Below are 21,809 nucleotides of genomic sequence, written 5' to 3'. Positions count from 1 at the left end.
GTGGTGGCCAAGGGAATCTTGCAGGAGAATTATAGTATAGCCAGCTGCCGAAACCCGGCGTCATGGGAAGGGCCGGTTGGACGAGATTTCGCCTCGAAGCTGCCTGTCCGCTATCGGCCCACTAGCCGCCGAGCTGCGACCGTTTTCCTCATGGCCAATCAAGGCCGAGGAGAACGACAATGGGATATTCGAGATTCGACCCAAGCATGCAGGCCCGTGTAGCATGGAACGCTGGCAAGACCGTTGGTACGAAGCGACCCCTGACGCAGAAGCAGATTTGGGCGATCCGCTTCCACCTCGATCGAGAGGGCCGACTGCGAGATAAGGCATTATTCGATCTCGCAATCGACAGCAAGCTGCGCGGCTGCGACCTGGTCAAGATCAAGATTGGCGACGTCGTAGCTGGGACCGACGTCCGCACCCGGGCAATCGTCATTCAGCAAAAGACCAGCCGCCCGGTCCAGTTCGAATTGACCTCGGATGTTCGTGCAACGCTGCTTTCATGGTTGGAGCGACGCTGCGGTTCGATCACCGACTATCTCTTTCCAAGCAGGATCGATCACGCCGGTCACATGAGCACGCGCCAGTACGCTCGTTTGGTCGATGAGTGGGTGACAGCAATCGGCCTGCGGAAATCCGAGTACGGCACGCACTCGCTCCGCCGGACGAAAGCCGCAATGATCTACCGCGCCACGGGCAACATCCGCGCAATCCAGATACTGCTGGGTCACACCAAGATCGAGAATACGGTTCGCTATCTCGGGGTCGACGTTGAAGACGCCCTGCTGCTGGCGGAGCGCACCGAAATCTAACCTAAGCTGCGGTCGGCCGTCCACTGCGGTCGACCGCTTTCAAGCGAGCGCCAAGTTTCGACGAATGACCACCTCTGGGTGGAAAGCGGACATTGGCGGCGAAGCAATGAAGCAGCAGTATCTGGGCTGCTTGCGGACTGGCAGGTTGGGGCTGAAGAGCGATATAGTGAACGTTTCCCGGGCACCGCTCATCGTTTGACCTGTGGCGCCAATCATTGTGCCGTCAGCGTCGCATGTGCCACCGTATCGACTGCATCGGCCAGGGTCGAGAACGAAATCCGTTTTTGTGCATTAATGAAATGACTCGCGCGAGCGACGTGAGAGACTGATCTCTGCCAACGTCAGCAACCACGGTCGAGGCGTGCGCCGGATCACAGGGGATGAAGGGGATTTAAATTGATCACGCCATCTGGCCCTATACCGGCGCGGCCCGGTCATTCAGTTCTGTTTGCGACGAGCGTCCCGCTATTTCTGGGCACGCTGCTACGCGGCGCGTTGCTTGTCGCCGACGATCTGTCCAACACCTTGTGGCGGGTGACGCCGGCGCGCCAAGCGGGAGCTCGCACGGCGGCGCCGCCACAGTGATCCCGGCCGTGCCTCGGGCGTGGGCTCCCTATTGCGGCGCTGCGCCAGTTCCTGACGAACTTTTCGCGCGGTGGAACCTCGATTCGCTTCTGCTGCTGGCACTGGCAGGCGCAGCGGTCGTGCTGTCGCGCACGAGCCGGCGCCCGGTGCTAAGCGCGGCTGTCATCGCAATCGCGCTGCTGCTGTTCGTGTCGCCGTTCTGTGCGCTGAGCTCGGCGCTATTCTCTGCCCGGGTGGCGCATCATGTGGTGCTGGCCGCCGTCGTCGCGCCGCTGGTGGTCTATGCCTTGCCGCTGGAAAAGCTGCGCTGGCCAGGCTCGCTGTTGATGTGGACGGGGCTCCAGACACTGACATTCTGGGCTTGGCATGCGCCAACTGTGTACGCTGCGGCCCTATCCAGCGACCTGGTGTATTGGACGATGCAGCTCACCCTTCTGAGCACGGCGATGGGTTTCTGGGGAGCCGTGCGACGCGCCAGCGCGCCGTCCGCGGTCGCGGCGCTGCTTTTCAGCACCGTCCAGATGGGCCTGCTCGGCGCGCTCATCACTTTCGCCGGGGCACCGCTTTACGTGCCGCACTATTTCACGACCATGGCGTGGGGCTACAGTCCGCTGGAGGACCAGCAACTCGCCGGCCTAATCATGTGGGCGCCGTCTGCCGCGCTTTACCTAGCCGCGGCGCTGCTGGTTGCCGGGCGGTGGCTCACCGGCGAAGATCGCGAAGCAATTGCATGATCGAGCGGCTGCGGGAGTGGGGCAACAGCTACACCGAGCGCGGCCGCTATTCCCCGGTGGGCATTGCATTCCACTGGATCATGGCGGCGCTGGTGTTGTTCCAGATCGGCTGGGGGTTCTGGACCGACTGGATGATGCCAGGTGGCGACAAAGTTGCCGCGTATCAAATTCACAGTGCCGCGGGTTTGCCGGTTCTGCTTCTTGCGATGGGGCGGATCATCTGGCGCGTGCTAATCACTGACCCTTACAACGATGCCGACACGCAGGGCCTGCAGACTAAGATTGCGCATTGGACCGCGTTTCTGTTCTACGTGGCGTTCTTCAGCCTTCCGCTGTCCGGTTGGGCGATGTGGTCTGCGGTGGCCGCGCCCGGTCCGCTTTATCTGGCCGGCTTTGTCCCTTGGCCTCAGCTGCCGTTTTCGCAGCTCGAGCCGCAGACCGCCTTCATCATCCTCGACATCGCCGAAGACTTACACACTGCCTCGGTCATTCTGCTGCTCTTGCTGATTCCGGCACATGTAGGGGCGGCCCTAAAGCATCATTTCTGGGATCGGCACGATGTCCTGCGCGGGATGCTGCCTGAGATTCCGGACTGGGAGGACGACCGGGTAGCCGGGCGGCGTAGGCAGTCACCGATCGGATCTCCGCGGGAGTCAGAAGCTGGCTGATCCGCATCATCACATCGCCCGGATCAGTGCGGCGGCGGCCCTTGCGCCACTGCTCCATCTGCTCCGCGAGATATGCCGGAGGCTGACCCGCGAGCGGCGGATTGGCCGGACCGATGCCTTGTGCCGCGGCGCCGTGGCAAGCGGCACAAGACGGCAGACCGCGCGCGGGATCGCCAAGGTGGTAGAGGCTGGACGTCTCCCGCGCAGGCGTGGCGGCGGCTTCGGCCTCGAAGGGCAATGCCGCGTAATGCAACGAGACCGCCAGCCGCTCGCGCGCATCCAGTTGCCCCGCAATCCACGCCATCTGCGGATGATACCGCCGTCCGTCCGCGTAGGCTTCGAGTTGCCGCTCAAGGTATCCGGCATCGAGGTTCGCGAGCCGCGGAGCGCCCGCGCCATTGCCTTGCCCCTCCAGCCCATGACACGCGAAGCAGGCGTTCGCGGCCGTAGCCCCGGCTCCGCTGAACGCAATGATCCTTCCGTTTTCGCCGAAACGCTCGAGCGAGGTGGTCTTAGCTGCGCTGCAGGCGTGCAGCACCGCCGTGGTCAGGCAAAGGAGAAGGGCGCGCCGCAGCATTCCGTGAAGTTAACCGCCGGGCGCAACGCGGGGTTCCAGTGCCTAGTGCTTTCGCTGGCGCTCGCCGCCTGCAAGCCTCCGCCCGAAGATCGCCAATCAATGCCGTTGGGCGATCCGGCAAAAGGCTTTGCGGCGATCGAGCGGGTGGGCTGCGGTAGCTGTCATACGATTCCTGGTTTGCGCTGGCCGAAGGGGACAGTCGGGCCTGCCCTAAACGGTATGGCCGAACGGGCGCTGATCGCCGGAAAGCTGCCCAACCGTCCCGATGTCCTGGCCGCATATATTCGCAACGCCCCGGCGCTGGTGCCCGGATCGGCGATGCCGGCCATGCCGGTGAGCGAGGTTGAGGCGCGCGATATCGCCACGTATTTGTATGAAAAAGGGGCGGAGTAGATGTTCGAAGGCTGGCCGCCTCCCGTTCTGGACCCTGCAGGTCCCTATGCTAGCTCGGTTACCCTGCTTAGTTGGATCCTGTTTGCCATGGGGGCCGGCGTTTTGCTGGTGGTGCTGGCGGCGCTGTGGATCGCGCTGTTTGGCCGCCGCGCGCTGCAGGAGAAGCTTGGCGGCAAGAAGGTGATCTGGATCGGCGGCCTGGCCTTTCCGCTGATCGTGCTCACCGCATTGCTAGTGTACGGCCTGTCGCTCACACGGCATCTTTCGGATGACATCGCTGGCGACGAAATGCGCGTGCGGATCACCGGCGAGATGTGGTGGTGGCGCGTCGCCTATCTCGACGAAGCCGGCAATGCGGTGATCCAGGACGCCAACGAGCTGCACATTCCCGCGGGGCAGCCCGTGGTGCTCGAACTGGAGTCGGGCGATGTGATCCACAGCTTCTGGGTGCCGCGCCTTTCGGGCAAACTCGACATGATCCCTGGGCGGCGCAATCTGATGCGAATCCAGGCGGATGCGCCAGGCGTGTTCGGTGGACAATGCGCCGAGTTCTGCGGCGGCCCGCACGCGTTGATGGGCTTTACCGTGATTGCCCACACGCCGGCGCGATTTGCCCAGGTCATGCAAGCACGCTTGCGGCGCGAGGCCACGCCGCAGGTCGCGGGCGGCGAAGGCGCGCGTCTGTTCGACACCGCAGGGTGCTCGGCATGCCACCGGATCGCAGGCACCGGCGCCAACGGACTTGCGGGGCCGGACCTTACCTACATGGGCGCGCGCCGCACGATTGGTGCAGGCATTATGCCCAACAACCGGGGCACATTGATGGGCTGGATCGCCAACAGCCAGGCGATCAAGCCGAACAACCGCATGCCGCCCTATAGAGTGCTGTCCAGCGAGGAACTGACGACGTTGGCCACATATCTTGAGGCGCAGAAGTGAAGTCCGAAACGGGCTTCGACCCGGCGCTGTACGACCGTTTCCCCACCAGGGAGCCGCGACCCGAGGGCGAACTGGAGGAACTGAAACGCGTGTGGGCCGCCCCAAAGGGATGGGCGCGCCTGACGATCGTCAACAACAACTATGTCGGCCTGTGGTATGTGTCGGCGGCCTTCCTGTTCTTCCTGCTGGCGGGTGTTTTGGCGCTGGTGATGCGGGCGCAACTGGCGCTGCCGCTTTTCGGCATCCTGCCGCAGGAAACCTACAACCAGTTCTTCACCATGCACGGCACGGTGATGATGTTCTTGTTCGCTGTACCGATCATGGAGGCGATCGGGGTCATGCTGCTGCCCCAAATGCTGGCAGCGCGGGACCTGCCGTTTCCGCGCCTGTCGGCCTACGCCTTCTGGGCTTATTTGATCGGCGGGCTGTGCTTCTTCGCCTCGATCTTCTTCGGCCTCGCCCCGAACGGCGGCTGGTTCATGTATCCGCCGCTCACCAGCATGACCTATTCGCCCGGCATCAACGCGGATTTCTGGCTGCTGGGCATCGGGTTTATCGAAATCTCGGCCATCGCGGGCGCGATCGAAATCTTGGTCGGTGTGCTCAAAACCCGCGCGCCGGGCATGACGCTGGCGCGGATGCCGCTGTTCGCCTGGGCGATGCTGGTCTTCGCCGGCATGATCCTGATCGCGTTTCCCGCGGTCATCCTCGCCACGCTGCTGCTGGAGATGGAACGGGCACTTAACTGGCCGTTCTTCGATGCGGCTCGCGGCGGCGATCCGATGCTGTGGCAACACCTGTTCTGGTTCTTCGGCCACCCCGAAGTGTACATCATCTTCCTGCCCGCGGCGGGGCTCGTCTCGATGATGGTCGCCAATCTCGCCAAGACCCAGCTGGTGGGGTATCAGCTTATCGTTCTCGCGCTGCTGTCGACCGGCTTCATCAGCTTCGGCGTGTGGGCCCACCACATGTTCGCGACTGGCATGCCGAGCCTCTCGGTCGGATTTTTCTCCGCCGCAAGCATGGCGGTCAGCCTTCCGGCGGGCATTCAAGTGTTTAGCTGGATCGCGACGCTGGCGATCGGCCGTGCCGTCCACAACACCCCTACCCTCTTCCTGGTGGGCGGCATCATCACCTTCGTAATGGGCGGCCTAACCGGGGTGATGGTGGCGATGGTCCCTTTCGACTGGCAGGCGCACGACACTCACTTCATCGTCGCCCATCTTCATTATGTTCTGATCGGAGGCGCGGTCTTTCCCGTCTTCGCCGCATTCTATTACTGGTTCGGGATGACCAGCAAACGCCCCCTGTCGGAACGACTGGGCAAATGGGTGTTCTGGCTGATGTTCACCGGCATGCAGGTCACCTTCCTGCCCATGCATTTAACCGGCCTGATGGGAATGCCGCGCCGGGTCTACACCTATCTGCCCGGCATGGACTGGGAGTGGACCAATCTCATTTCGACTGCGGGTGCATTCATTCTGGGTGCGGGCGTGCTCGTCTTCCTCGTCGATCTCGCCCGCAACTTCCGCTTCACGGTCGAGGACGATGCCGGCAATATCTATGGCGGCGGTACGCTCGAATGGCTACCGACTGGCCTTTACTCCACGCGTAGCATCCCGGTGGTGAAGAGCCGCACGCCACTGTGGGACGATCCCAAGCTCTGCGAGGACGTCGGGGCGGGGCGCTATTTCCTCCCCAACTCCGCGACCGGTCTCCGTGAAACGCTGATCACCAGTCCGATTCGCGCCGAGCCGCAGTATCTCCAAATCATGATGGGACCGTCGGTGTGGCCCCTGTCTGCCGCGGCATTCACCGCCGGCTTTTTCCTGCTGCTGACGGTGCAGGCCTATACTCCTGCGCTTATCTGCCTGCCGCTGGCGACGTTCTCCATCCTGCGGTGGTTGTGGGACACCGATCGGCCGGTCGAGCAAGAGGAAGTCGATGTGGGAGCTGGCATCATTCTGCCCACGTATCGGACCGGGTCAAGCAGCCACGGCTGGTGGGCCACAATGTGCGTGCTGGTGGTCGCTGCTATGATCTTCTTGATGGCGGTCTTCGGCTATCTATTCGTCTATGGCATCCACCCATCGTTCTGGTCGCCGCCCATGCAACGGTGGTGGGCTGCGCCGATCGCGGGCCTGTATGCGGCCGGAGCCATTCTCGTGCTTTATGGCCGACGTCTGCTCCCGCGAGAGGGCACGACCCTATGGAGCCCTACCGCAGCAGTCCTGTTCGCAGCGATGTTGGTCACGGCCGGGCTAACAATGGATTGGCTCAGCTGGCAGGCTCAGGGTTTCGACCCGGAACTTACCGCCCAAGCCGCGTTCGCATATGCGTTCTTAGCGCTTCAGGCCTTCCTCGTCTTTGTCGTCATCCTGATGGCCGGTTACCTCGCAGCGAGAACCAGCCGTAATCTGGTGAGCAGGCCGGCCAACACCACCTTCGACGTGGTGTGCCTTTTCATCTGGTACACCGCCGCGCAAGGAGCGGCCACGGCGATTCTTATGCGCATTTTCCCGGCGGTTGCCTCTTGAAAAACTGGATGTTTCTTCTGGCGGGCCTCCTCGTCTGGGCTGCCCACTTTTTCGGGGTCTACATCATCGGGAGCCTGTTTCCAGGAACTGAACTGGCGCGTTGGCTGGTGCTTGGGATCACCTTGCTCAGCGTGGGTGTTGTGGGATTGATCCTGTTGTTTCTCGTGCGCCGTACAGAGGCTCCACCCGACGCGTTGGGTGGCTGGTTGTCGGTGCTTTCTCGCTCAGGTTGCGCGCTCGCGATCGTGGCAATTACCTATCAGGGTTTGCCAGCACTTCTCGCTTGAAGAGCAGCCCTTGGCATACCTCATCGTCATGCCAGATGAGAGCGCTCGTTCATGCCCGTCGCCGTACGACCGCTTCAGGGGACTGAAGAGCTCATCTTGAACGTCCGGAAATTGGGGCGCTGACTGCCATGGGCCGATGTCCGCAATGGGGTCGGTTCCGGACTGTCGGCTCTTAGGCGGCCGGATGCGCAAAGCGGACCTTCAGCAAACGACCCCAATGCGGACATTCGCGCGCATGGTCTTCAAGCTATCGAAGGGCGGACTGTTTCCTCGACAGAGCGGCTCTAAAGTCCTTGAGACAACCTCTGAGGACCTCCCGTTGAACAGTCCTCGGTTGAGACGACGTCAGAGACTACCCGTCCATCGGCAATGACGCTGACAATGGTCCTGCTATTTGGTGCGCCGCTATGAAGGGAAACTCACCCTGGAGGTGTGTGCCGGTCTTCGGTTGAGCGAGGCCCATCGGGAGCCCGACCTGCCGCATCCGGCGAAGCGCTGGCGTTGTGCCGCCGGGAAGCGTTGGTCACGTTGGTATCGTGACCGCTCTTGTCGCTGAAGAACGCCAGCGCGAACAAGCCCGTGCCGAGCACCACGGAAAAGAACACCCCGAGAACGCTGGCGATCACCATGTGCAGGGTCAATTGGCTCTGCGAATGCAGCCACGCCAAGGCGCCGATCACCATCGCCACGGCGATGATGACGATCACCACCATCATCCTGCGAAATTCCGCTTTCGCCTTCTCGCGTTGATTCACCATGGAACTCGCTTCTCTCTTGTAGCGGCCGGTCTACTGACGGCCTTGTCGGTACGGTGCGCTTGCCCTGTTCGCCTGGCGAACGCGGCTGCTGGCCTCAACGGATCTCAGGGGGCCATGTTCAGGCGGCTCATGACTTGCCCCACTTTGCCGCGACCCAACGGCGAAAGCGAGCCTTGGGATCTTCCATCGGAGTGCCCGCATCGGCCACAGCGTGAACTCGTTTGACCTCGGGGACCCAGCGCACGACCGTCTGCTCGATGGTTCGCTTGAGGGTTGTGGTGCCCGAAGGACAGCCGCCGCAGGCGCCGCCCATCCGCACCCACGCGGTGCCCTCGGCCGCGTCGAACCGGACCAGGGCGGCCTCGCCCCCATCCTTTGCCAGGAGATGCCGGACGTAACGGTCGAGGACCTCCTCGATATGTCTCTCCACCTCGCCGAGCGGACCCTCCCGGTCGCTCTTTGCGCGCATCGTCGATATTATGGACAAAGCCGATGCCTCGTTCGTAAGCGTGACCCAGGCATTCAACACCACCAACAGCATGGGTAGGCTTACTCTCAACGTGCTGCTGTCGTTCGCGCAGTTCGAGCGCGAGGTGACAGGTGAGCGCATCCGCGACAAGATAGCCGCCTCGAAGAAGAAGGGCATGTGGATGGGAGGACCGGTGCCGCTGGGCTACCGGCTCGAGGACCGGCGGCTGCTTATCGAGCCTGGCGAGGCGGCAACCGTGCGGACCATCTTCGAGCGCTATGTAGCCCTGCAGTCCATCAGGGCGCTGGTCGAGGAGCTACGCGAGCGGGGCCTCACGACCAAGGTCCGCCAGACCCGCTCGGGTCCGATCGGCGGGACGTACTTCGGGCGCGGGCCACTTGCGGTCATGCTCAGGAACCCGATCTATCTCGGCAAGGTGCGGCACCGCGCGGAGCTCTACAAGGGCGAGCACGAAGCAATCATCGACGAGGCGCTGTGGACCGAGGCGCAGCGCGTGATGCAGGCAAATGGCAGCGAGCGAAAGCTCGGCTACAAGCTAAAGGTACCGAGCCTTCTCACAGGCATGATTATCGATCCCGATGGACGGGAGATGACACCCACGCACGCCTGCAAGGGCTCAAAGCGCTACCGCTACTACATCACCAGGGAAGCATCCGGAGACACGTCCTCCAAGCCGTGGCGGCTACCGGCGGGCGACCTCGACAAGCTGGTGGTCGGTGCGATGGCCACGCTCCTGCGCAAGCGCGGCGAGCATATTGTGACGACCGATGCCGGCGATCTTGATGCGCTTGAGCTTGCCATCGACCTGGCGGCGGCCCTGCCTTCGATGTCGGTCCCCGAGCAGCGGCAGGTTGCACTCGAAGTCGGACTCGCGGTTCGGCTGACTGAAACCTCGATCACCGTAGCATCCACTAAGGGCGCTGCTTTGGAGGCTACTCTCGATGCGCAGCTCACGCGACGCGGCTATGAGCTACGCCTCGCCTTGCCTCCCGACGATGTTGAAAGCAGCGGCGACCCCGACCCTATCCTCTTGAGACTCGTAGCGCACGCGAATGCTGCCCAACAGATGGCGCTCAGCGGCGAGCCCCATCCTGCTGTTGCTCACTTCGGCAGGCGGCACATTGAACGGCTCATGCGCATCAGCTGGCTTGCGCCGGATATCATCACCGCAATCGTTGAGGGCCGGCAGCCCGTCGAGCTGACTGCTCGCCGGCTCATGCGTGCATCCACCATCCCTCTCGACTGGAACGGTCAGCGCGCGATGTTCGGGTTCGCCTGAACCTCCCCCACCATCCAAAATGGTATCCGGCAAATGGCGAGGAGAGAACTCGGCCAGGAAAGGCGGGTTGACACCGCTTCCGAAGCGTCTCTGGGACCAATCAGTTTCTTGGCGTCTGCGATAAGTGGCCGAAAGTGCGGAGGTAATCCGGCCCTTGGTAGGCGGAGCTCTCGTGGGCCCGAATGCCGTGGACTGGGTGGTGCCGCTTACAGGACTCGAACCTGTGACCCCATCATTACGAATGATGTGCTCTACCAACTGAGCTAAAGCGGCACTTCGGCGGCCCCATAACGACGACTGCGGAAGCCCGCAATGCACGATGGGATCGCAAGGATTGGAGGCCCGAGCCGGAATCGAACCGGCGTGCAAGGATTTGCAGTCCTCTGCGTAACCACTCCGCCATCGGGCCCAACCCACAACGGCCCCCGCTCTCGCGGAGGAAGCGGCGCCCTAGCGGCTTGGCGGGCACAACGCAATCGCCTGTGGGAGGCGTGTGCGAGAGGGCTGGCGAATGCGTTTCGTTTCGCTATTCAACGCCCCTATGAGATTTGCCAACCTGATCGACGCGGTTCCCGCCGACACTCGCCCCGTCACGCTGCCGGGGGCGGAAAACTGGATGCAGGGACGCACCCTGTTCGGTGGAGCCTCGGCCGCCCTGGCGCTGCAGGCGGTGCGCAGGGCCATGCCCGATCTGCCGCCGTTTCGCGCAGCGCAGGTCGGGTTCGTCGCTCCTGTCGGGGCGAATCTCGCCTTCAGCGTGGAGATGGTGCGCCAGGGCCGCAACGTCACGCAGGTGCGCAGCGATATCGCGAGCGACGGCAAGCTCGCGCTTACCGCGCTCATGCTGTTCGGGGAGGAGCGCGAGCCCAACGCGCTCCATCCGGCTGGCAAGGCCGATCCCTGGCCGGGCGCGCCGGAGGACTGCGAAGACGTGGGCCAGGGCCCGACGAATTTCTTTACCCAGAACCTCGAGATACGCCGTGCCCAGGACGAGCGTGGAAAAGGTCCGCCACTCGTTCGCCGGTGGGTACGGCTGAAGGACCGCGAGGGTCTCGATCCCGTCATCCAGGCGATCGTGCTGGGCGACGCGCTTCCGCCGGGGTCCATGCGGGCGATGCAACGGCAGGGGCCGCTCTCGTCGATCAACTGGAGCTTCAACCTGCTCGATCCCGAAGCGCGCACCCGCGATGGCTGGTTCCTTGCCGAAGCGGCCAGCGACCACGCCGATCACGGGTATTCGAGCGAGCGCCTCAGGCTGTGGAACGCGGAGGGTGAGCAGATCCTCGCCGGGATGCAGGCTGCCGCGATCTTCGGCTGATCAAACGTCCTCGAAACGCGCCTTGCGCTTCTCCATCCCGGCCATCACCGCCTCCATCTGGTTGCGCGAGCCGAGCAGGGGATGCTGCTCGAGGCTCTCTTCCATCAAGAGATCGGCAGTGTTCTTGTCGGCCATCGAATTGATCAGCCGCTTGGCACCACGCATCGCATGGGGATTCCTGTCCGCGATGGTGGCGGCGATATGGGCGGCGCGTGAGAGCGGGTCTTCCTCGACGTAAGTGGCAAGGCCGATCGCCTGCGCCTCGGCCCCGGTGAATTCGCGATTCGTGAACGTGAGTTCGCGCAGCACGTCGTCCCGGATCAGGCCGCGCCACAGCGCGATTCCACCCATGTCGGGCACCAGCCCCCAGCGCATCTCCATGATCGCCATCCGCGTATCGGGCGCCACCACGCGGATATCGGCGCCGCTCGCGATTTGAAGACCGCCGCCGAAGCAGACCCCGTGCACGGCCGCGATCACCGGCACGGGCAGCTTGCGCCACTGCATCGCGACCTGCTGCGCCCGGTTCGCATTGCCGAAGGTGCGTTCGGTCAGGGGCGGCTCGTCGCGCCGTTCGCGTCCGAAGCTCGACAGGTCGAGCCCGGCGCAGAATGCCCGCCCCTCCCCGGAGAGCACCACGGCGCGCAGGCCTTTCAGGTTCTGCAGGAATTGGCCCGCTTCGATCAGCCGATCGAACATCGCGCCGTCGAGCGCGTTCATCTTGTCGGCGCGGGTCAGGCGGACTTGCGCTACGCCGTCGTCACCCAGCTCGATCGACACGCGGTCGTTTGCCCGAAATTCCATCGCCAAGTTCCCTCTCGCCTGTTTGGCGCACCGTCGCGCAAGGGGGACGCGCTGTCTAGACCTCGCCGAAGAGCTCGGCGCGGGTCCAGTCGAGCGCGGTCAGGTTCGACGCCAGCACCGCGCTGCCGAGCTGGCGGCTCCAGCGCCCTTCCGAGCCGAGCGCCAGGCGCCACTGATGCAGGCGGCCGGTGTGAAGCTGGAGATCGTATTCCTCGCTGATCCCGATCGCCCCGTGGATGGCATGGGCCACGCTTGCGATACGCGGCGCCGCGCTAGAGGCAACCGTCTTGGCGGCCGCTGTCCTCAGCGTGGCGGGCCAGCGCGCTTCTCCCATGGCCGCGAGTTCGACCGACAGCCGCACGGCGAGGCAGTCCTCGGCCATGAGCGCCAACTGCTGCTGCAAAGCCTGTTGGCGGCCGATCGGCTTGCCGAACTGCACGCGGGTGCCCGCGTAGTCGACCGTGGCGACAAGCACGTGGTCGGCTGCTCCCGATATCGCGGCCGATGTCAAAAGCAGCCGCGCCGCCTCATGCTGGACGGCGGACGGCGAGGCGCGGTCGATCATTGCCTCTCCGATGGCAAGCGGCGCGGCGTGCCGTCCCAGAACTCGCCACAGAGCAACGGTATCGGACAGCGAAAGGCCCGCCCCGCCGTCGTGTTCCGCGACCATGGAATCGATGAAGCCGGACTCCTCGATTTCCTGGCGCTCTCGATCCCAAGCCGATCCGCCATCGATCTCCCGGACCCTTGCGGGCGGGAAGAGCTGGCCGACCATCCGTTCGAACGGTTCGAGAAACTCGGTCCCGCTCATCGGCGCGCCCTCCTCATCACCGAAGGCCCAGGCCGCGGGCGATGATTCCCCGCAGGATCTCGCGGGTTCCCCCGCGGAGCGAGAAGCTCGGGGCGACGCGCGTGACATAACGCAGCGCGCGCATCAGGTCCGGGTCGACCGGATTATCGTGCGAGGCAAGATCGTCCGCTATCGCGATCGGCAGTTCCTGTTCGAAGCTGGTGCCGAGGTCCTTGACCAGCGAAGCCTCGACGACCGGGCTCTCGCCGGCCGCGAGCCGCGCGGTGCATGCCAGCGACATCGCCCTGAGCGCGGCGAGCCGGGCGACGAAATCTCCGACCAGCGCCGTGACGGCGTCATCGGCGCGGCCAGTGCGTCGCAAGTGCGCGATCCAGCCATCGAGCAGGACGAGGCTCGAATAAATCCGCTCGGGCCCGCTGCGCTCGAAGGCGAGCTCGGCGGTGACCTGGCTCCAGCCCTGCCCCTCCGCCCCGATCAGCGCGTCCTCGTCCAGTTCGACGCCGTCGAAAAACACTTCGTTGAAGTGCTCGTCGCCCGCAATGTCTTCGATGGGGCGCACGGTGATGCCGGGGAGTTTGAGGTCGACGATCACCTGGGAGAGCCCCGCGTGCCGGTCTTCGGGCCCGCCCGAGGTGCGCACCAGCGCGATCATGTAGTCGGCGGCTTGCGCACCGGTGGTCCAGATTTTCTGGCCGGTGAGCCGCCACCCCTTATCCGTCCGCTCGGCCCGGGTGCGGACCGCGGCCAGGTCGCTCCCCGCTCCGGGCTCGCTCATGCCGATGCAGAACAGCGATTCTCCCCGGCAGATGCGCGGAATGTAAAAGCGGCGCTGATCCTCCGTGCCGTAGTTCAGGATGAGCGGCGCGCTCTGCCGGTCGGCGATCCAGTGTGCACCCACGGGTGCTCCGGCGGCGAGCAGTTCCTCGACCACGACGAAGCGCGCGAACGGCCCCCGGCCGCCACCTCCGTACTCCTTCGGCAGGGTCAGGCCGAGGAGACCCGCCGCCCCGAGCGTCCGGCTGAATTCCGCGTCGCTGCCCATCCACGAACGGGCGCGCTGCTCGAGCGACATCCCAGCCACCGCTTCGCGTGCCAGCGCCCGGACCTGCGGGCGCAGCGCCTCGTCTTCGGGCGGGATCGCGGCGAGAGTGAGGTTGTCGAACACTTGCAGCAATGTCTGCGCGAGCGGGCGGCGCGCGGCAACCGGAGATTTGCACTTGGCGCGTGCGCCCCTGGCCTCCTAGAGCCGCAGCAAAGCGAAAAGGTAGCTGCAAATGGGTGATTTCCTGCGGATCGAACGCGACGGGGCGGTGATGACGGTCACGATGGACCGGCCGGACGACCGCAACGCCATCACCGAACCAGCGCAGAGCGCGGAATTCGTCGCACTTGGCGAGCAGCTTGCCCGGGACCGCTCCGTGCGGGCGCTGGTGCTGACCGGTGCCGGCAAATCGTTCTGCTCTGGCGGCAACGTCAAGTCGATGCGCGAGAAGCAAGGCATGTTCGCCGGATCGCCCTACGACCAGCGCACCTTCTACCGCACCACGGTACAGACGATCGGCAAGACGCTGTGGGAACTGGAGGTGCCGGTCATCGCCGCGATCAACGGGCATGCGATCGGGCTGGGCTTCGACATCACGTTGATGTGCGACTTGCGGGTGATGGCCGAAAACGCGGTCGTGGCGGAAAGCTACGTCAAGCTAGGCATCATTCCCGGCGGCGGGGGCGCGTGGTTGTTGCCCCGGGTCGTCGGCTACGCGCGAGCGAGCCAGATGACGCTGACGGGCGATCCGGTTGATGCCGCGACCGCGCTGCAATGGGGCTTGGTTAGCGAGGTCCTCCCGGCCGACCGCCTTCTGGAGCGGGCGCGGGAGATCGCCCACTCGATCGCGGCCAGTCCGGGACATGCGACGCGAATGGCCAAGCGGCTCATGCGCGAAGGCATGGACCAGAAGCTTCCCACTCACCTGGAAATGGCAGCCGCGTACCAGGCTCTTTCGCACCACACCGCCGATCACGCCGAAGCGATCGAGGCATTCCTCGACAAGCGAGCGCCGGAATACTCCGACCGATGAAGGGCGCGCTCGACGGGATTCGCGTGCTCGACCTGTCGCGCGTGCTCGCGGGGCCTTGGTCGACGCAAATTCTCGGCGATCTGGGGGCCGAGGTCATCAAGGTCGAGCAGCCGGGAGCGGGCGACGATACGCGCGCGTGGGGTCCTCCCAATCTCCCTGGCTCATCGGATTCCGCCTATTTCTCGTGCGCCAACCGCAACAAGCGATCGATCGCGGTCGATATCGCGTCTTCCGAGGGTGCAGAATTGATCCGGCGGATGGCCGCAGCCGCCGACGTGGTCGTCGAGAACTTCCGCGTCGGCGGGCTGGCGAAGTACGGTCTCGACTACGAGACGCTTAGAAAGATCAAGCCCGACCTCGTCTGGTGCTCGATCACCGGCTTCGGGCAGACCGGGCCAGACAAGGACCGGGGCGGCTACGATTTCCTGATCCAGGGTATCTCCGGGCTGATGAGCGTCACCGGCAGCGCCGATGGCCCGCCGACGAAGGTGGGCGTGCCCATCAGCGACCTGACGACCGGGCTTTACGCAGCGATCTCGATCCTCGCCGCACTGCGCCACCGGGATGCCACCGGCGAAGGCCAGCGGATCGACCTGTCGCTGCTCGACGCTCAACTCGCGGTGATGAGCAACCAGGCGGCCAATTGGCTCAATGGCGGGAGTCCGCCGCGTCGGCTCGGCAACCAGCATCCCAACATCGTGCCCTATCAGGTGTTCGCCTGCGCCGACGGGGACATCCTCATCGCCACGGCCAACGACCGCCAGTATGGCAAGCTGGTGCGGGTGCTCGGCCTGGGCGATCTGGCCGAAGATCCTCGCTTCGCCACGATGAGTGGGCGGAGCGCCAACAAGGACGCGCTTCTGGCACTGCTCGATCCGGCGGTTCGCCGCTGGCAGTCGGCGGATCTCGTCGCAGCGCTCAATGAGGCCGGCGTGCCGAGCGGGCGTGCGAACACCGTCCCCGAGGCGCTGGCCGATCCGCAAGTCGTCGCCCGGGGCATGGTGAACTCGATCGCGCGCCGCGACGGCAGCGAGGTGCGGTTCCTCGGTTTTCCAGCGCAGCTTTCCGCAACTCCAGCGAGCTACCGCCGCGCCCCGCCGCGCGCGGGAGAAGACACGCGCGAGGTGTTGCGCGATGTCATTGGCCTGGCCGAGGACGAGATTGACCGGTTGATCACATCGGGCGCAATTGGCTGAGCCTGGCGATGCTCAGGCGCGGTCCGCTTGACGCGAACCGCCTCAACCCACCTGGAACTCGCCCAGCAAGGCCAGCAGCGCGTCGAGCCGGTAAGGCTTCTGGATTATCCGATCGTCCGGGCCGAGCTCCTCGCTCGATTCGTCGAGACCGCTCGAGTAAATCACCTTCAGCGCGGGAACGAGTCGCCTCGCTTCGGTTGCCAGTGCCCAGCCATCCAGCTGCCCCGGCATGCGGATATCGGTAAAAAGAATGTCGAAGCCGCGGTCGCCATGCAGCACTTCGAGCGCGCTGTCTCCGTTCCGGGCAGCGACAACTTCGTGCCCCGCATCGGTGAGGTCTTCGATGGCGAGCTCGCGCAGCAGCGGCTCATCCTCAGCCAAGAGAATTCTGGCCATTGCCACCCCCTTTTCCGGTCGCCCTCTCTGGTGCGCAAAAGAGGGCCCGTTGGCAAGGCCGCAGCGACCCGGGCAACCTGAACGACTCCACCGGGCGCCCATTTCGGACAATAACGACGAACCTTTCGCCGGTGGCGATCTAGGGGGTGCGCGGAGCGTGAAAAGGCCTATCTACGCCCGATGTCCTTCCAGAACCTCCCTGCCGTCCTTGCCGATGCCCTATCCGCGCGGGGATACGCCGAACCCACCCCGGTCCAGGCCGCAGTGCTCGAACCAGGGGCGGCTGGCAGAGACCTGATCGTCTCGGCCCAGACCGGTTCAGGCAAGACCGTCGCTTTCGGACTTGCCATGGGTCCTGAACTTCTGGACCCCGATGGCCGGGCCGAAAAATCGGACCGCCCCCTGGCGCTGGTGATCGCGCCGACGCGGGAACTGGCGCTGCAGGTTAGCCGCGAGATTGTGTGGCTATATGGCAAGGCCGGTGGCCGGGTCGCAACCTGCGTCGGAGGAATGGACCCTTCGAAGGAGCGGCGCGCGCTGAGAGACGGCCCGCAAATCGTCGTCGGCACGCCTGGCCGGCTGCGCGATCATCTCGAACGCGGCGCGCTCGATCTTTCGGCCTTGCGCACGGTCGTCCTCGACGAGGCTGACGAGATGCTCGACATGGGATTCCGCGAGGATCTGGAAGAAATCCTCGACGCAACGCCCGATGGACGTCGGACACTGCTGTTTTCGGCGACCATGCCCTCCGCGATCACCAACCTGGCGCGCCGGTACCAGGATAACGCGCTGCGTATCTCGACCGTCGGCGACGACCGTGGTCACGGCGACATCACTTACCAGGCGGTCACCGTGAGTCCGGCCGAAATCGAGAGCGCGGTAGTCAACCTGTTGCGCTTCTACGAGGCGGAGACCGCGATGCTGTTTTGCGCGACCCGCGAGAACGTCCGCCGACTTCACGCCACCCTGCAGGAGCGCGGCTTCGCGGTTGTCGCGCTGTCGGGCGAGCATTCGCAATCGGAACGCAATCACGCGCTGCAGGCCCTGCGTGATCGCCGGGCACGCGTTTGCGTCGCTACCGACGTGGCTGCGCGGGGGATCGACCTGCCGACGCTCAGCCTCGTCATACACGTGGAAATCCCAAGGGATGCCGAGACGCTGCAGCACCGCTCGGGCCGGACGGGCCGGGCGGGCAAGAAAGGCACTGCGGTCCTTATTGTCCCCTATCCGCGGCGCAAGCGCGTGGAATCAATGCTCCGCGGCGCGAAGATTCAGGCCGAATGGATCCCCGCGCCGACTGCGGAGGCGATCCGGGCAAACGATCGCCAGCGACTGTTGCAGGCGCTGCTCGAACCGGCGGAGATCGACGAGGAAGACCGGGAACTTGCCGCGGAATTGATGGGAAAACTGAGCGCCGAAGACATCGCCGCTTCGTTGGTGCGATCGCACCGCTCAGCTCTGCCCCGCGCCGAGGAGTTGGTGGAACATACCAGGGAATCCGAAACGGCCGACCGCGAACAGCGCCACCGCGACGGTTTCGAGGATATCGTTTGGTTTCGTATGGACATCGGGCGGCGGCAGAACGCCGACCCGCGGTGGATCCTGCCGCTGCTCTGCCGGCGCGGGCATATCACTCGCAACGAGATCGGCGCCATTCGCATCGGGCCGAACGAAACGCACTTCCAGGTCCCGCGCGCGATTTCCGACAAGTTCGCCCGCGCAGTGATGCGCACGGCGGATTCTCCGGATGCGGGCGAAGTTCAGATTGAACTTGCTGCCGAAAGTCCGCGCGACGCCGCGCGCCATCATCGCAAGGCGGGATCGCCCGACCGATCCGCGCCGAAACGCGCTCGGCCGTCCAACACCGGAGCGCCGGGGAAAAAAATCTGGCCACGGAAGCCGCACCGAAAGGGAACCCCGGACAAAGGGCGCCGGCCGACCTAACCTTGGCCAAAGTTGGCTTTCGAACTCGGCTACTGTCCTGCCCTTCGGGTGAGGCACAAGAGCTGGTCGCAGCCACACCGCCCAGCGTTACCCGGACGCCGGTGCCGCCGATCATTCGCATTCCGATGTAGAGACACCACAGGTGGTGCACGCCCACCTGCAAACCGGTACCTTGGCACCGCAGCGATCCGCATGTTGTGCATATTGCGCACGAAACCCGGCGATCGGTGAAGCGACCACCTTCCAGAACAGCCCCCGGGCTAGCACGCAAAAAAACCCGCTCGGCGCGTGGCCAGGCGGGTTGCAAAATGCTTCGATGGTTGCGGGGGTTGGATTTGAACCAACGACCTTCAGGTTATGAGCCTGACGAGCTACCGGACTGCTCCACCCCGCGGCACCGTTTACGCGCCTGCCGGAGACGCGAAGAGGGCCTCGAAAGGCCCTCTTGAAGGGCCGAAGCCCTCTGACATGTGAATGGGTTAACCCCCAACTCGCTGGCTGCAATGCCTGGCGACGACCTACTCTTCCAACGCTTGAGCGTTAGTACCATCGGCGCTGTCCGGTTTCACGGCCGAGTTCGAGATGGGATCGGGTGGGTCACGGACGCTATGGCCACCAAGCAATGGAGCCAGCGAATTGGGTTTTTAATCGATGCGTTATTCTTTGATGAGCGTCTGGCCGGACGATCTTCCTCCAACGCTAGTCACAGGACTGACGTTGATGGTGCAGATTCATCAAGCGCGAACAGAACTATTAGGACCGGTTAGCTCCATGCATTACTGCACTTCCACACCCGGCCTATCAACGTCGTGGTCTACGACGGTTCGATGATTGCTTATCTTGAGGGAGGCTTCCCGCTTAGATGCTTTCAGCGGTTATCCCGTCCATACATAGCTACCCTGCTGCACTCCTGGCGGAATGACAGGTACACCAGAGGTATGTTCACCCCGGTCCTCTCGTACTAGGGGCAACTCCTCTCAACAATCGACGCCCACGGCAGATAGGGACCAAACTGTCTCGCGACGTTCTGAACCCAGCTCACGTACCACTTTAATTGGCGAACAGCCAAACCCTTGGGACCTGCTCCAGCCCCAGGATGTGATGAGCCGACATCGAGGTGCCAAACGATTCCGTCGATATGAGCTCTTGGGAATCATCAGCCTGTTATCCCCGGCGTACCTTTTATCCGTTGAGCGATGGCCCTTCCACGAGGGACCACCGGATCACTATGACCGACTTTCGTCTCTGCTCGACTCGTCAGTCTCGCAGTCAGGCAGGCTTATGCCATTGCACTCTTGCAGACGGTTTCCAACCGTCCTGAGCCTACCATCGCGCGCCTCCGTTACTCTTTAGGAGGCGACCGCCCCAGTCAAACTACCCGCCACAGAGGGTCCCAACACCGGCTAACGGTGCGTGGTTAGACTGTAGAAAACAACAGGGTGGTATTTCACAGGTTGGCTCCACTCCAGCTGGCGCCGGAGCTTCAAAGCCTCCCACCTATTCTACACAGTTGTTTCCCACAGCCACTCTGAAGCTGCAGTAAAGGTGCACGGGGTCTTTCCGTCTAACCGCGGGTACTCCGCATCTTCACGGAGAATTCAATTTCGCTGAGCATATCCTGGAGACAGTGGGGAAGTCGTTACGCCATTCGTGCAGGTCGGAACTTACCCGACAAGGAATTTCGCTACCTTAGGACCGTTATAGTTACGGCCGCCGTTTACTGGGGCTTCAATTCGGAGCTTTCACTCCTCCTCTTAACCTTCCAGCACCGGGCAGGCGTCAGACCCTATACGTCGTCTTGAAGCCGACTTAGCAGAGTCCTGTGTTTTTGCTAAACAGTCGCTACCCCCTGGCCTGTGCCCCCTCCAACTGCTTGCGCAGAAAGAGGGCCTCCTTCTTCCGAAGGTACGGAGGCAATTTGCCGAGTTCCTTCAGGATACTTCTCTCAAGCGCCTTGGTATACTCTACCTGACCACCTGTGTCGGTTTCGGGTACGGTCTATACGGAGAGGCTATTTCCTGGAACCGCTTGGCCGCCCTTCCAATCCAATAAGGAAGAACAACGTCCACGATCCGTCACACATCTCCAGGCCCACGAATATTAACGTGGTTCCCATCGACTACCCCCTTCGGGCTCGTCTTAGGGGCCGGCTCACCCTGCGCCGATTAGCGTTGCGCAGGAACCCTTGGTCTTTCGGCGAGAGGGCATCTCACCCTCTTTGTCGCTACTCATGTCAGCATTCGCACTTCCGATACGTCCACGGTCGGTTACCCTCCCGCTTCACTCGCTTACGGAACGCTCCGCTACCGCTCAGATCAAAGATCTGAACCCTAAGCTTCGGTGCATCACTTTAGCCCCGTTACATCTTCGCCGCAGGATCTCTTATTTAGACCAGTGAGCTGTTACGCTTTCTTTAAAGGATGGCTGCTTCTAAGCCAACCTCCTGGTTGTTTTGGAAATCCCACATGCTTTCCCACTTAGTGATGACTTGGGGACCTTAGCTGTAGGTTAGGGCTGTTTCCCTTTTGACGACGGACCTTAGCACCCGCCGTCTGTCTGCCGGATAAGACTCGATGGTATTCGGAGTTTGGTTAGGTTTGGTACCGCTCGCGCAGCCCTAGCCCATCCAGTGCTCTACCCCCATCGGCATACGTCCGACGCTCTACCTCAATAGATTTCGCGGAGAACCAGCTATTTCCCGGCTTGATTGGCCTTTCACCCCTAAACACAACTCATCCGAGCATTTTTCAACATGCAACGGTTCGGCCCTCCAGTGCGTGTTACCGCACCTTCAGCCTGGTCATGCCTAGATCGCCGGGTTTCGGGTCTAATGCATCATACTCTGTCGCCCTATTCAGACTCGCTTTCGCTGCGCCTACACCTAACGGCTTAAGCTTGCATGATACACTAAGTCACTGACCCATTATGCAAGAGGTACGCGGTCACTCCCGATGGAGCTCCCACTGATTGTAAGCATTCGGTTTCAGGAACTGTTTCACTCCCCTAATCGGGGTGCTTTTCACCTTTCCCTCACGGTACTAGTACACTATCGGTCACATACGAGTATTTAGGCTTGGAGGGTGGTCCCCCCATGTTCAGACAGGATTTCACGTGTCCCGCCCTACTCGAGTCCTTCATCATCACTTTCGCATACGGGGCTGTCACCCGCTATGGCCACTCTTTCCAAAGTGTTCTGCTAGTTGAAA

The 21,809-nt window shown here is 63.2% G+C and carries 18 protein-coding genes, 3 tRNA genes, 2 rRNA genes and 1 pseudogene (1 of these 24 cut by a window edge); 12 read left to right on the top strand and 12 right to left on the bottom strand.

Features of this window, described 5'->3' with window-relative positions; all coding sequences use genetic code 11:
- The first annotated feature begins 179 nt into the window (after nucleotides 1-179).
- The 3 genes from IEW58_RS02080 (at nucleotide 180) to IEW58_RS13790 (ending at nucleotide 2,799) form a co-directional block, all read left to right on the top strand.
- Entirely contained in the window at nucleotides 180-812 is a 633-nt protein-coding gene (locus IEW58_RS02080) for a tyrosine-type recombinase/integrase (protein WP_188643602.1), read from the top strand.
- A 581-nt stretch (nucleotides 813-1,393) separates the two neighbouring features.
- Complete coding sequence (locus IEW58_RS02075) at nucleotides 1,394-2,131, top strand: cytochrome c oxidase assembly protein (RefSeq protein WP_229658393.1); 738 nt, start codon at nucleotides 1,394-1,396, stop codon at nucleotides 2,129-2,131.
- Nucleotides 2,128-2,799, top strand: coding sequence for a cytochrome b (locus IEW58_RS13790; RefSeq protein WP_229658392.1), 672 nt, complete (start codon nucleotides 2,128-2,130; stop codon nucleotides 2,797-2,799). Before IEW58_RS02075 ends, IEW58_RS13790 begins: the two co-directional genes overlap by 4 nt.
- A gap of 13 nt (nucleotides 2,800-2,812) precedes the next feature.
- Here the strand turns inward: IEW58_RS13790 and IEW58_RS14060 are convergent.
- Nucleotides 2,813-3,376 (bottom strand): annotated as a pseudogene (locus IEW58_RS14060) (c-type cytochrome); the annotation flags it as partial.
- 3 nt (nucleotides 3,377-3,379) lie between these two features.
- Between IEW58_RS14060 and IEW58_RS02065 the strand changes: the two are divergent.
- Genes IEW58_RS02065 through IEW58_RS02050 form a run of 4 tightly spaced genes read left to right on the top strand, consistent with a single transcriptional unit; the run spans nucleotide 3,380 to nucleotide 7,532 of the window.
- Complete coding sequence (locus IEW58_RS02065; RefSeq protein ID WP_229658391.1) at nucleotides 3,380-3,769, top strand: c-type cytochrome; 390 nt, start codon at nucleotides 3,380-3,382, stop codon at nucleotides 3,767-3,769.
- Nucleotides 3,770-4,708 carry a cytochrome c oxidase subunit II gene (gene coxB / locus IEW58_RS02060; RefSeq protein ID WP_188643600.1) on the top strand — a complete coding sequence of 313 codons (939 nt, stop codon included), beginning with the start codon at nucleotides 3,770-3,772 and terminating at the stop codon, nucleotides 4,706-4,708.
- Nucleotides 4,705-7,245 carry a cbb3-type cytochrome c oxidase subunit I gene (locus IEW58_RS02055; RefSeq protein ID WP_188643599.1) on the top strand — a complete coding sequence of 847 codons (2,541 nt, stop codon included), beginning with the start codon at nucleotides 4,705-4,707 and terminating at the stop codon, nucleotides 7,243-7,245. The genes coxB and IEW58_RS02055 overlap by 4 nt, the downstream gene beginning before the upstream one ends.
- Nucleotides 7,242-7,532, top strand: coding sequence for a hypothetical protein (locus tag IEW58_RS02050; protein ID WP_188643598.1), 291 nt, complete (start codon nucleotides 7,242-7,244; stop codon nucleotides 7,530-7,532). Before IEW58_RS02055 ends, IEW58_RS02050 begins: the two co-directional genes overlap by 4 nt.
- 419 nt (nucleotides 7,533-7,951) lie before the next feature.
- Here the strand turns inward: IEW58_RS02050 and IEW58_RS02045 are convergent, their stop codons facing one another.
- The gene (locus IEW58_RS02045) at nucleotides 7,952-8,290 is read right to left on the bottom strand and encodes a hypothetical protein (protein WP_188643597.1); all 339 of its coding nucleotides are present in this window, start codon (nucleotides 8,288-8,290) and stop codon (nucleotides 7,952-7,954) included.
- Nucleotides 8,291-8,417: 127 nt separating this feature from the next.
- Nucleotides 8,418-8,759: a NifU family protein gene (locus IEW58_RS02040; protein WP_188643596.1), complete on the bottom strand. Its 342-nt coding sequence runs from the start codon at nucleotides 8,757-8,759 to the stop codon at nucleotides 8,418-8,420.
- A gap of 10 nt (nucleotides 8,760-8,769) precedes the next feature.
- On the opposite strand from IEW58_RS02040, the gene IEW58_RS02035 reads away from it, so the two are divergent.
- The gene (locus IEW58_RS02035; protein WP_188643595.1) at nucleotides 8,770-10,059 is read left to right on the top strand and encodes a recombinase family protein; all 1,290 of its coding nucleotides are present in this window, start codon (nucleotides 8,770-8,772) and stop codon (nucleotides 10,057-10,059) included.
- A 197-nt stretch (nucleotides 10,060-10,256) separates the two neighbouring features.
- Here the strand turns inward: IEW58_RS02035 and IEW58_RS02030 are convergent.
- Together IEW58_RS02030 and IEW58_RS02025 are read right to left on the bottom strand one after the other, a co-directional pair.
- Nucleotides 10,257-10,332, bottom strand: a tRNA-Thr gene (locus IEW58_RS02030).
- 62 nt (nucleotides 10,333-10,394) lie between these two features.
- Nucleotides 10,395-10,468 (bottom strand) — tRNA-Cys (locus IEW58_RS02025).
- A 132-nt stretch (nucleotides 10,469-10,600) separates the two neighbouring features.
- On the opposite strand from IEW58_RS02025, the gene IEW58_RS02020 reads away from it, so the two are divergent.
- A complete protein-coding gene (locus IEW58_RS02020) occupies nucleotides 10,601-11,377 on the top strand; it encodes an acyl-CoA thioesterase (RefSeq protein ID WP_188643594.1) in 777 nt (258 codons plus the stop codon).
- On the opposite strand, the gene IEW58_RS02015 is transcribed toward IEW58_RS02020, so the two are convergent.
- Genes IEW58_RS02015 through IEW58_RS02005 form a run of 3 tightly spaced genes read right to left on the bottom strand, consistent with a single transcriptional unit; the run spans nucleotide 11,378 to nucleotide 14,157 of the window.
- Complete coding sequence (locus tag IEW58_RS02015; RefSeq protein ID WP_188643593.1) at nucleotides 11,378-12,181, bottom strand: crotonase/enoyl-CoA hydratase family protein; 804 nt, start codon at nucleotides 12,179-12,181, stop codon at nucleotides 11,378-11,380.
- Nucleotides 12,182-12,236: 55 nt separating this feature from the next.
- Nucleotides 12,237-12,992 carry an acyl-CoA dehydrogenase family protein gene (locus tag IEW58_RS02010; protein WP_188643592.1) on the bottom strand — a complete coding sequence of 252 codons (756 nt, stop codon included), beginning with the start codon at nucleotides 12,990-12,992 and terminating at the stop codon, nucleotides 12,237-12,239.
- A 16-nt stretch (nucleotides 12,993-13,008) separates the two neighbouring features.
- On the bottom strand, nucleotides 13,009-14,157 hold the full coding sequence (locus IEW58_RS02005; RefSeq protein WP_229658390.1) for an acyl-CoA dehydrogenase family protein: 1,149 nt from the start codon (nucleotides 14,155-14,157) through the stop codon (nucleotides 13,009-13,011).
- A gap of 109 nt (nucleotides 14,158-14,266) precedes the next feature.
- On the opposite strand from IEW58_RS02005, the gene IEW58_RS02000 reads away from it, so the two are divergent.
- Both IEW58_RS02000 and IEW58_RS01995 read left to right on the top strand, forming a co-directional pair.
- A complete protein-coding gene (locus tag IEW58_RS02000) occupies nucleotides 14,267-15,067 on the top strand; it encodes a crotonase/enoyl-CoA hydratase family protein (RefSeq protein ID WP_188643591.1) in 801 nt (266 codons plus the stop codon).
- Nucleotides 15,064-16,263 (top strand): CaiB/BaiF CoA transferase family protein, encoded by a 1,200-nt coding sequence (locus tag IEW58_RS01995; RefSeq protein WP_188643590.1) that lies wholly within the window; start codon nucleotides 15,064-15,066, stop codon nucleotides 16,261-16,263. Before IEW58_RS02000 ends, IEW58_RS01995 begins: the two co-directional genes overlap by 4 nt.
- Nucleotides 16,264-16,305: 42 nt before the next feature.
- Here the strand turns inward: IEW58_RS01995 and IEW58_RS01990 are convergent, their stop codons facing one another.
- A complete protein-coding gene (locus IEW58_RS01990) occupies nucleotides 16,306-16,659 on the bottom strand; it encodes a response regulator (RefSeq protein ID WP_229658389.1) in 354 nt (117 codons plus the stop codon).
- Between the two features lie 180 nt (nucleotides 16,660-16,839).
- On the opposite strand from IEW58_RS01990, the gene IEW58_RS01985 reads away from it, so the two are divergent.
- Nucleotides 16,840-18,603, top strand: a complete 1,764-nt coding sequence (locus IEW58_RS01985) for a DEAD/DEAH box helicase (protein WP_188643588.1) — start codon at nucleotides 16,840-16,842, stop codon at nucleotides 18,601-18,603.
- Between the two features lie 317 nt (nucleotides 18,604-18,920).
- Here IEW58_RS01985 and IEW58_RS01980 read toward each other — a convergent pair.
- The 3 genes from IEW58_RS01980 to IEW58_RS01970 form a co-directional block, all read right to left on the bottom strand.
- Nucleotides 18,921-18,997 (bottom strand) — tRNA-Met (locus IEW58_RS01980).
- 111 nt (nucleotides 18,998-19,108) lie between these two features.
- Nucleotides 19,109-19,223 (bottom strand): 5S ribosomal RNA (gene rrf, locus IEW58_RS01975).
- A 113-nt stretch (nucleotides 19,224-19,336) separates the two neighbouring features.
- A 23S ribosomal RNA gene (locus IEW58_RS01970) occupies nucleotides 19,337-21,809 on the bottom strand (it continues 320 nt past the right edge of the window).

It is taken from the genome of Tsuneonella deserti (assembly GCF_014644315.1).
GTDB classification, from domain to species: Bacteria; Pseudomonadota; Alphaproteobacteria; order Sphingomonadales; family Sphingomonadaceae; genus Tsuneonella; species Tsuneonella deserti.
This window is presented reverse-complemented; position numbering and strand designations above follow the sequence as displayed.

Excerpts from the sequence above, each read along its gene's own strand:
- IEW58_RS02080 (WP_188643602.1), top strand. The coding sequence starts at position 180 with ATGGGATATTCGAGATTCGACCCAAGCATGCAGGCCCGTGTAGCATGG.
- IEW58_RS13790 (WP_229658392.1), top strand. The coding sequence starts at position 2,128 with ATGATCGAGCGGCTGCGGGAGTGGGGCAACAGCTACACCGAGCGCGGC.
- coxB (WP_188643600.1), top strand. The coding sequence starts at position 3,770 with ATGTTCGAAGGCTGGCCGCCTCCCGTTCTGGACCCTGCAGGTCCCTAT.
- IEW58_RS02045 (WP_188643597.1), bottom strand. The coding sequence starts at position 8,290 with ATGGTGAATCAACGCGAGAAGGCGAAAGCGGAATTTCGCAGGATGATG.
- IEW58_RS02040 (WP_188643596.1), bottom strand. The coding sequence starts at position 8,759 with ATGCGCGCAAAGAGCGACCGGGAGGGTCCGCTCGGCGAGGTGGAGAGA.
- IEW58_RS02035 (WP_188643595.1), top strand. The coding sequence starts at position 8,770 with ATGGACAAAGCCGATGCCTCGTTCGTAAGCGTGACCCAGGCATTCAAC.
- IEW58_RS02020 (WP_188643594.1), top strand. The coding sequence starts at position 10,601 with ATGAGATTTGCCAACCTGATCGACGCGGTTCCCGCCGACACTCGCCCC.
- IEW58_RS02015 (WP_188643593.1), bottom strand. The coding sequence starts at position 12,181 with ATGGAATTTCGGGCAAACGACCGCGTGTCGATCGAGCTGGGTGACGAC.
- IEW58_RS02010 (WP_188643592.1), bottom strand. The coding sequence starts at position 12,992 with ATGAGCGGGACCGAGTTTCTCGAACCGTTCGAACGGATGGTCGGCCAG.
- IEW58_RS02000 (WP_188643591.1), top strand. The coding sequence starts at position 14,267 with ATGGGTGATTTCCTGCGGATCGAACGCGACGGGGCGGTGATGACGGTC.
- IEW58_RS01995 (WP_188643590.1), top strand. The coding sequence starts at position 15,064 with ATGAAGGGCGCGCTCGACGGGATTCGCGTGCTCGACCTGTCGCGCGTG.
- IEW58_RS01990 (WP_229658389.1), bottom strand. The coding sequence starts at position 16,659 with ATGGCCAGAATTCTCTTGGCTGAGGATGAGCCGCTGCTGCGCGAGCTC.
- IEW58_RS01985 (WP_188643588.1), top strand. The coding sequence starts at position 16,840 with ATGTCCTTCCAGAACCTCCCTGCCGTCCTTGCCGATGCCCTATCCGCG.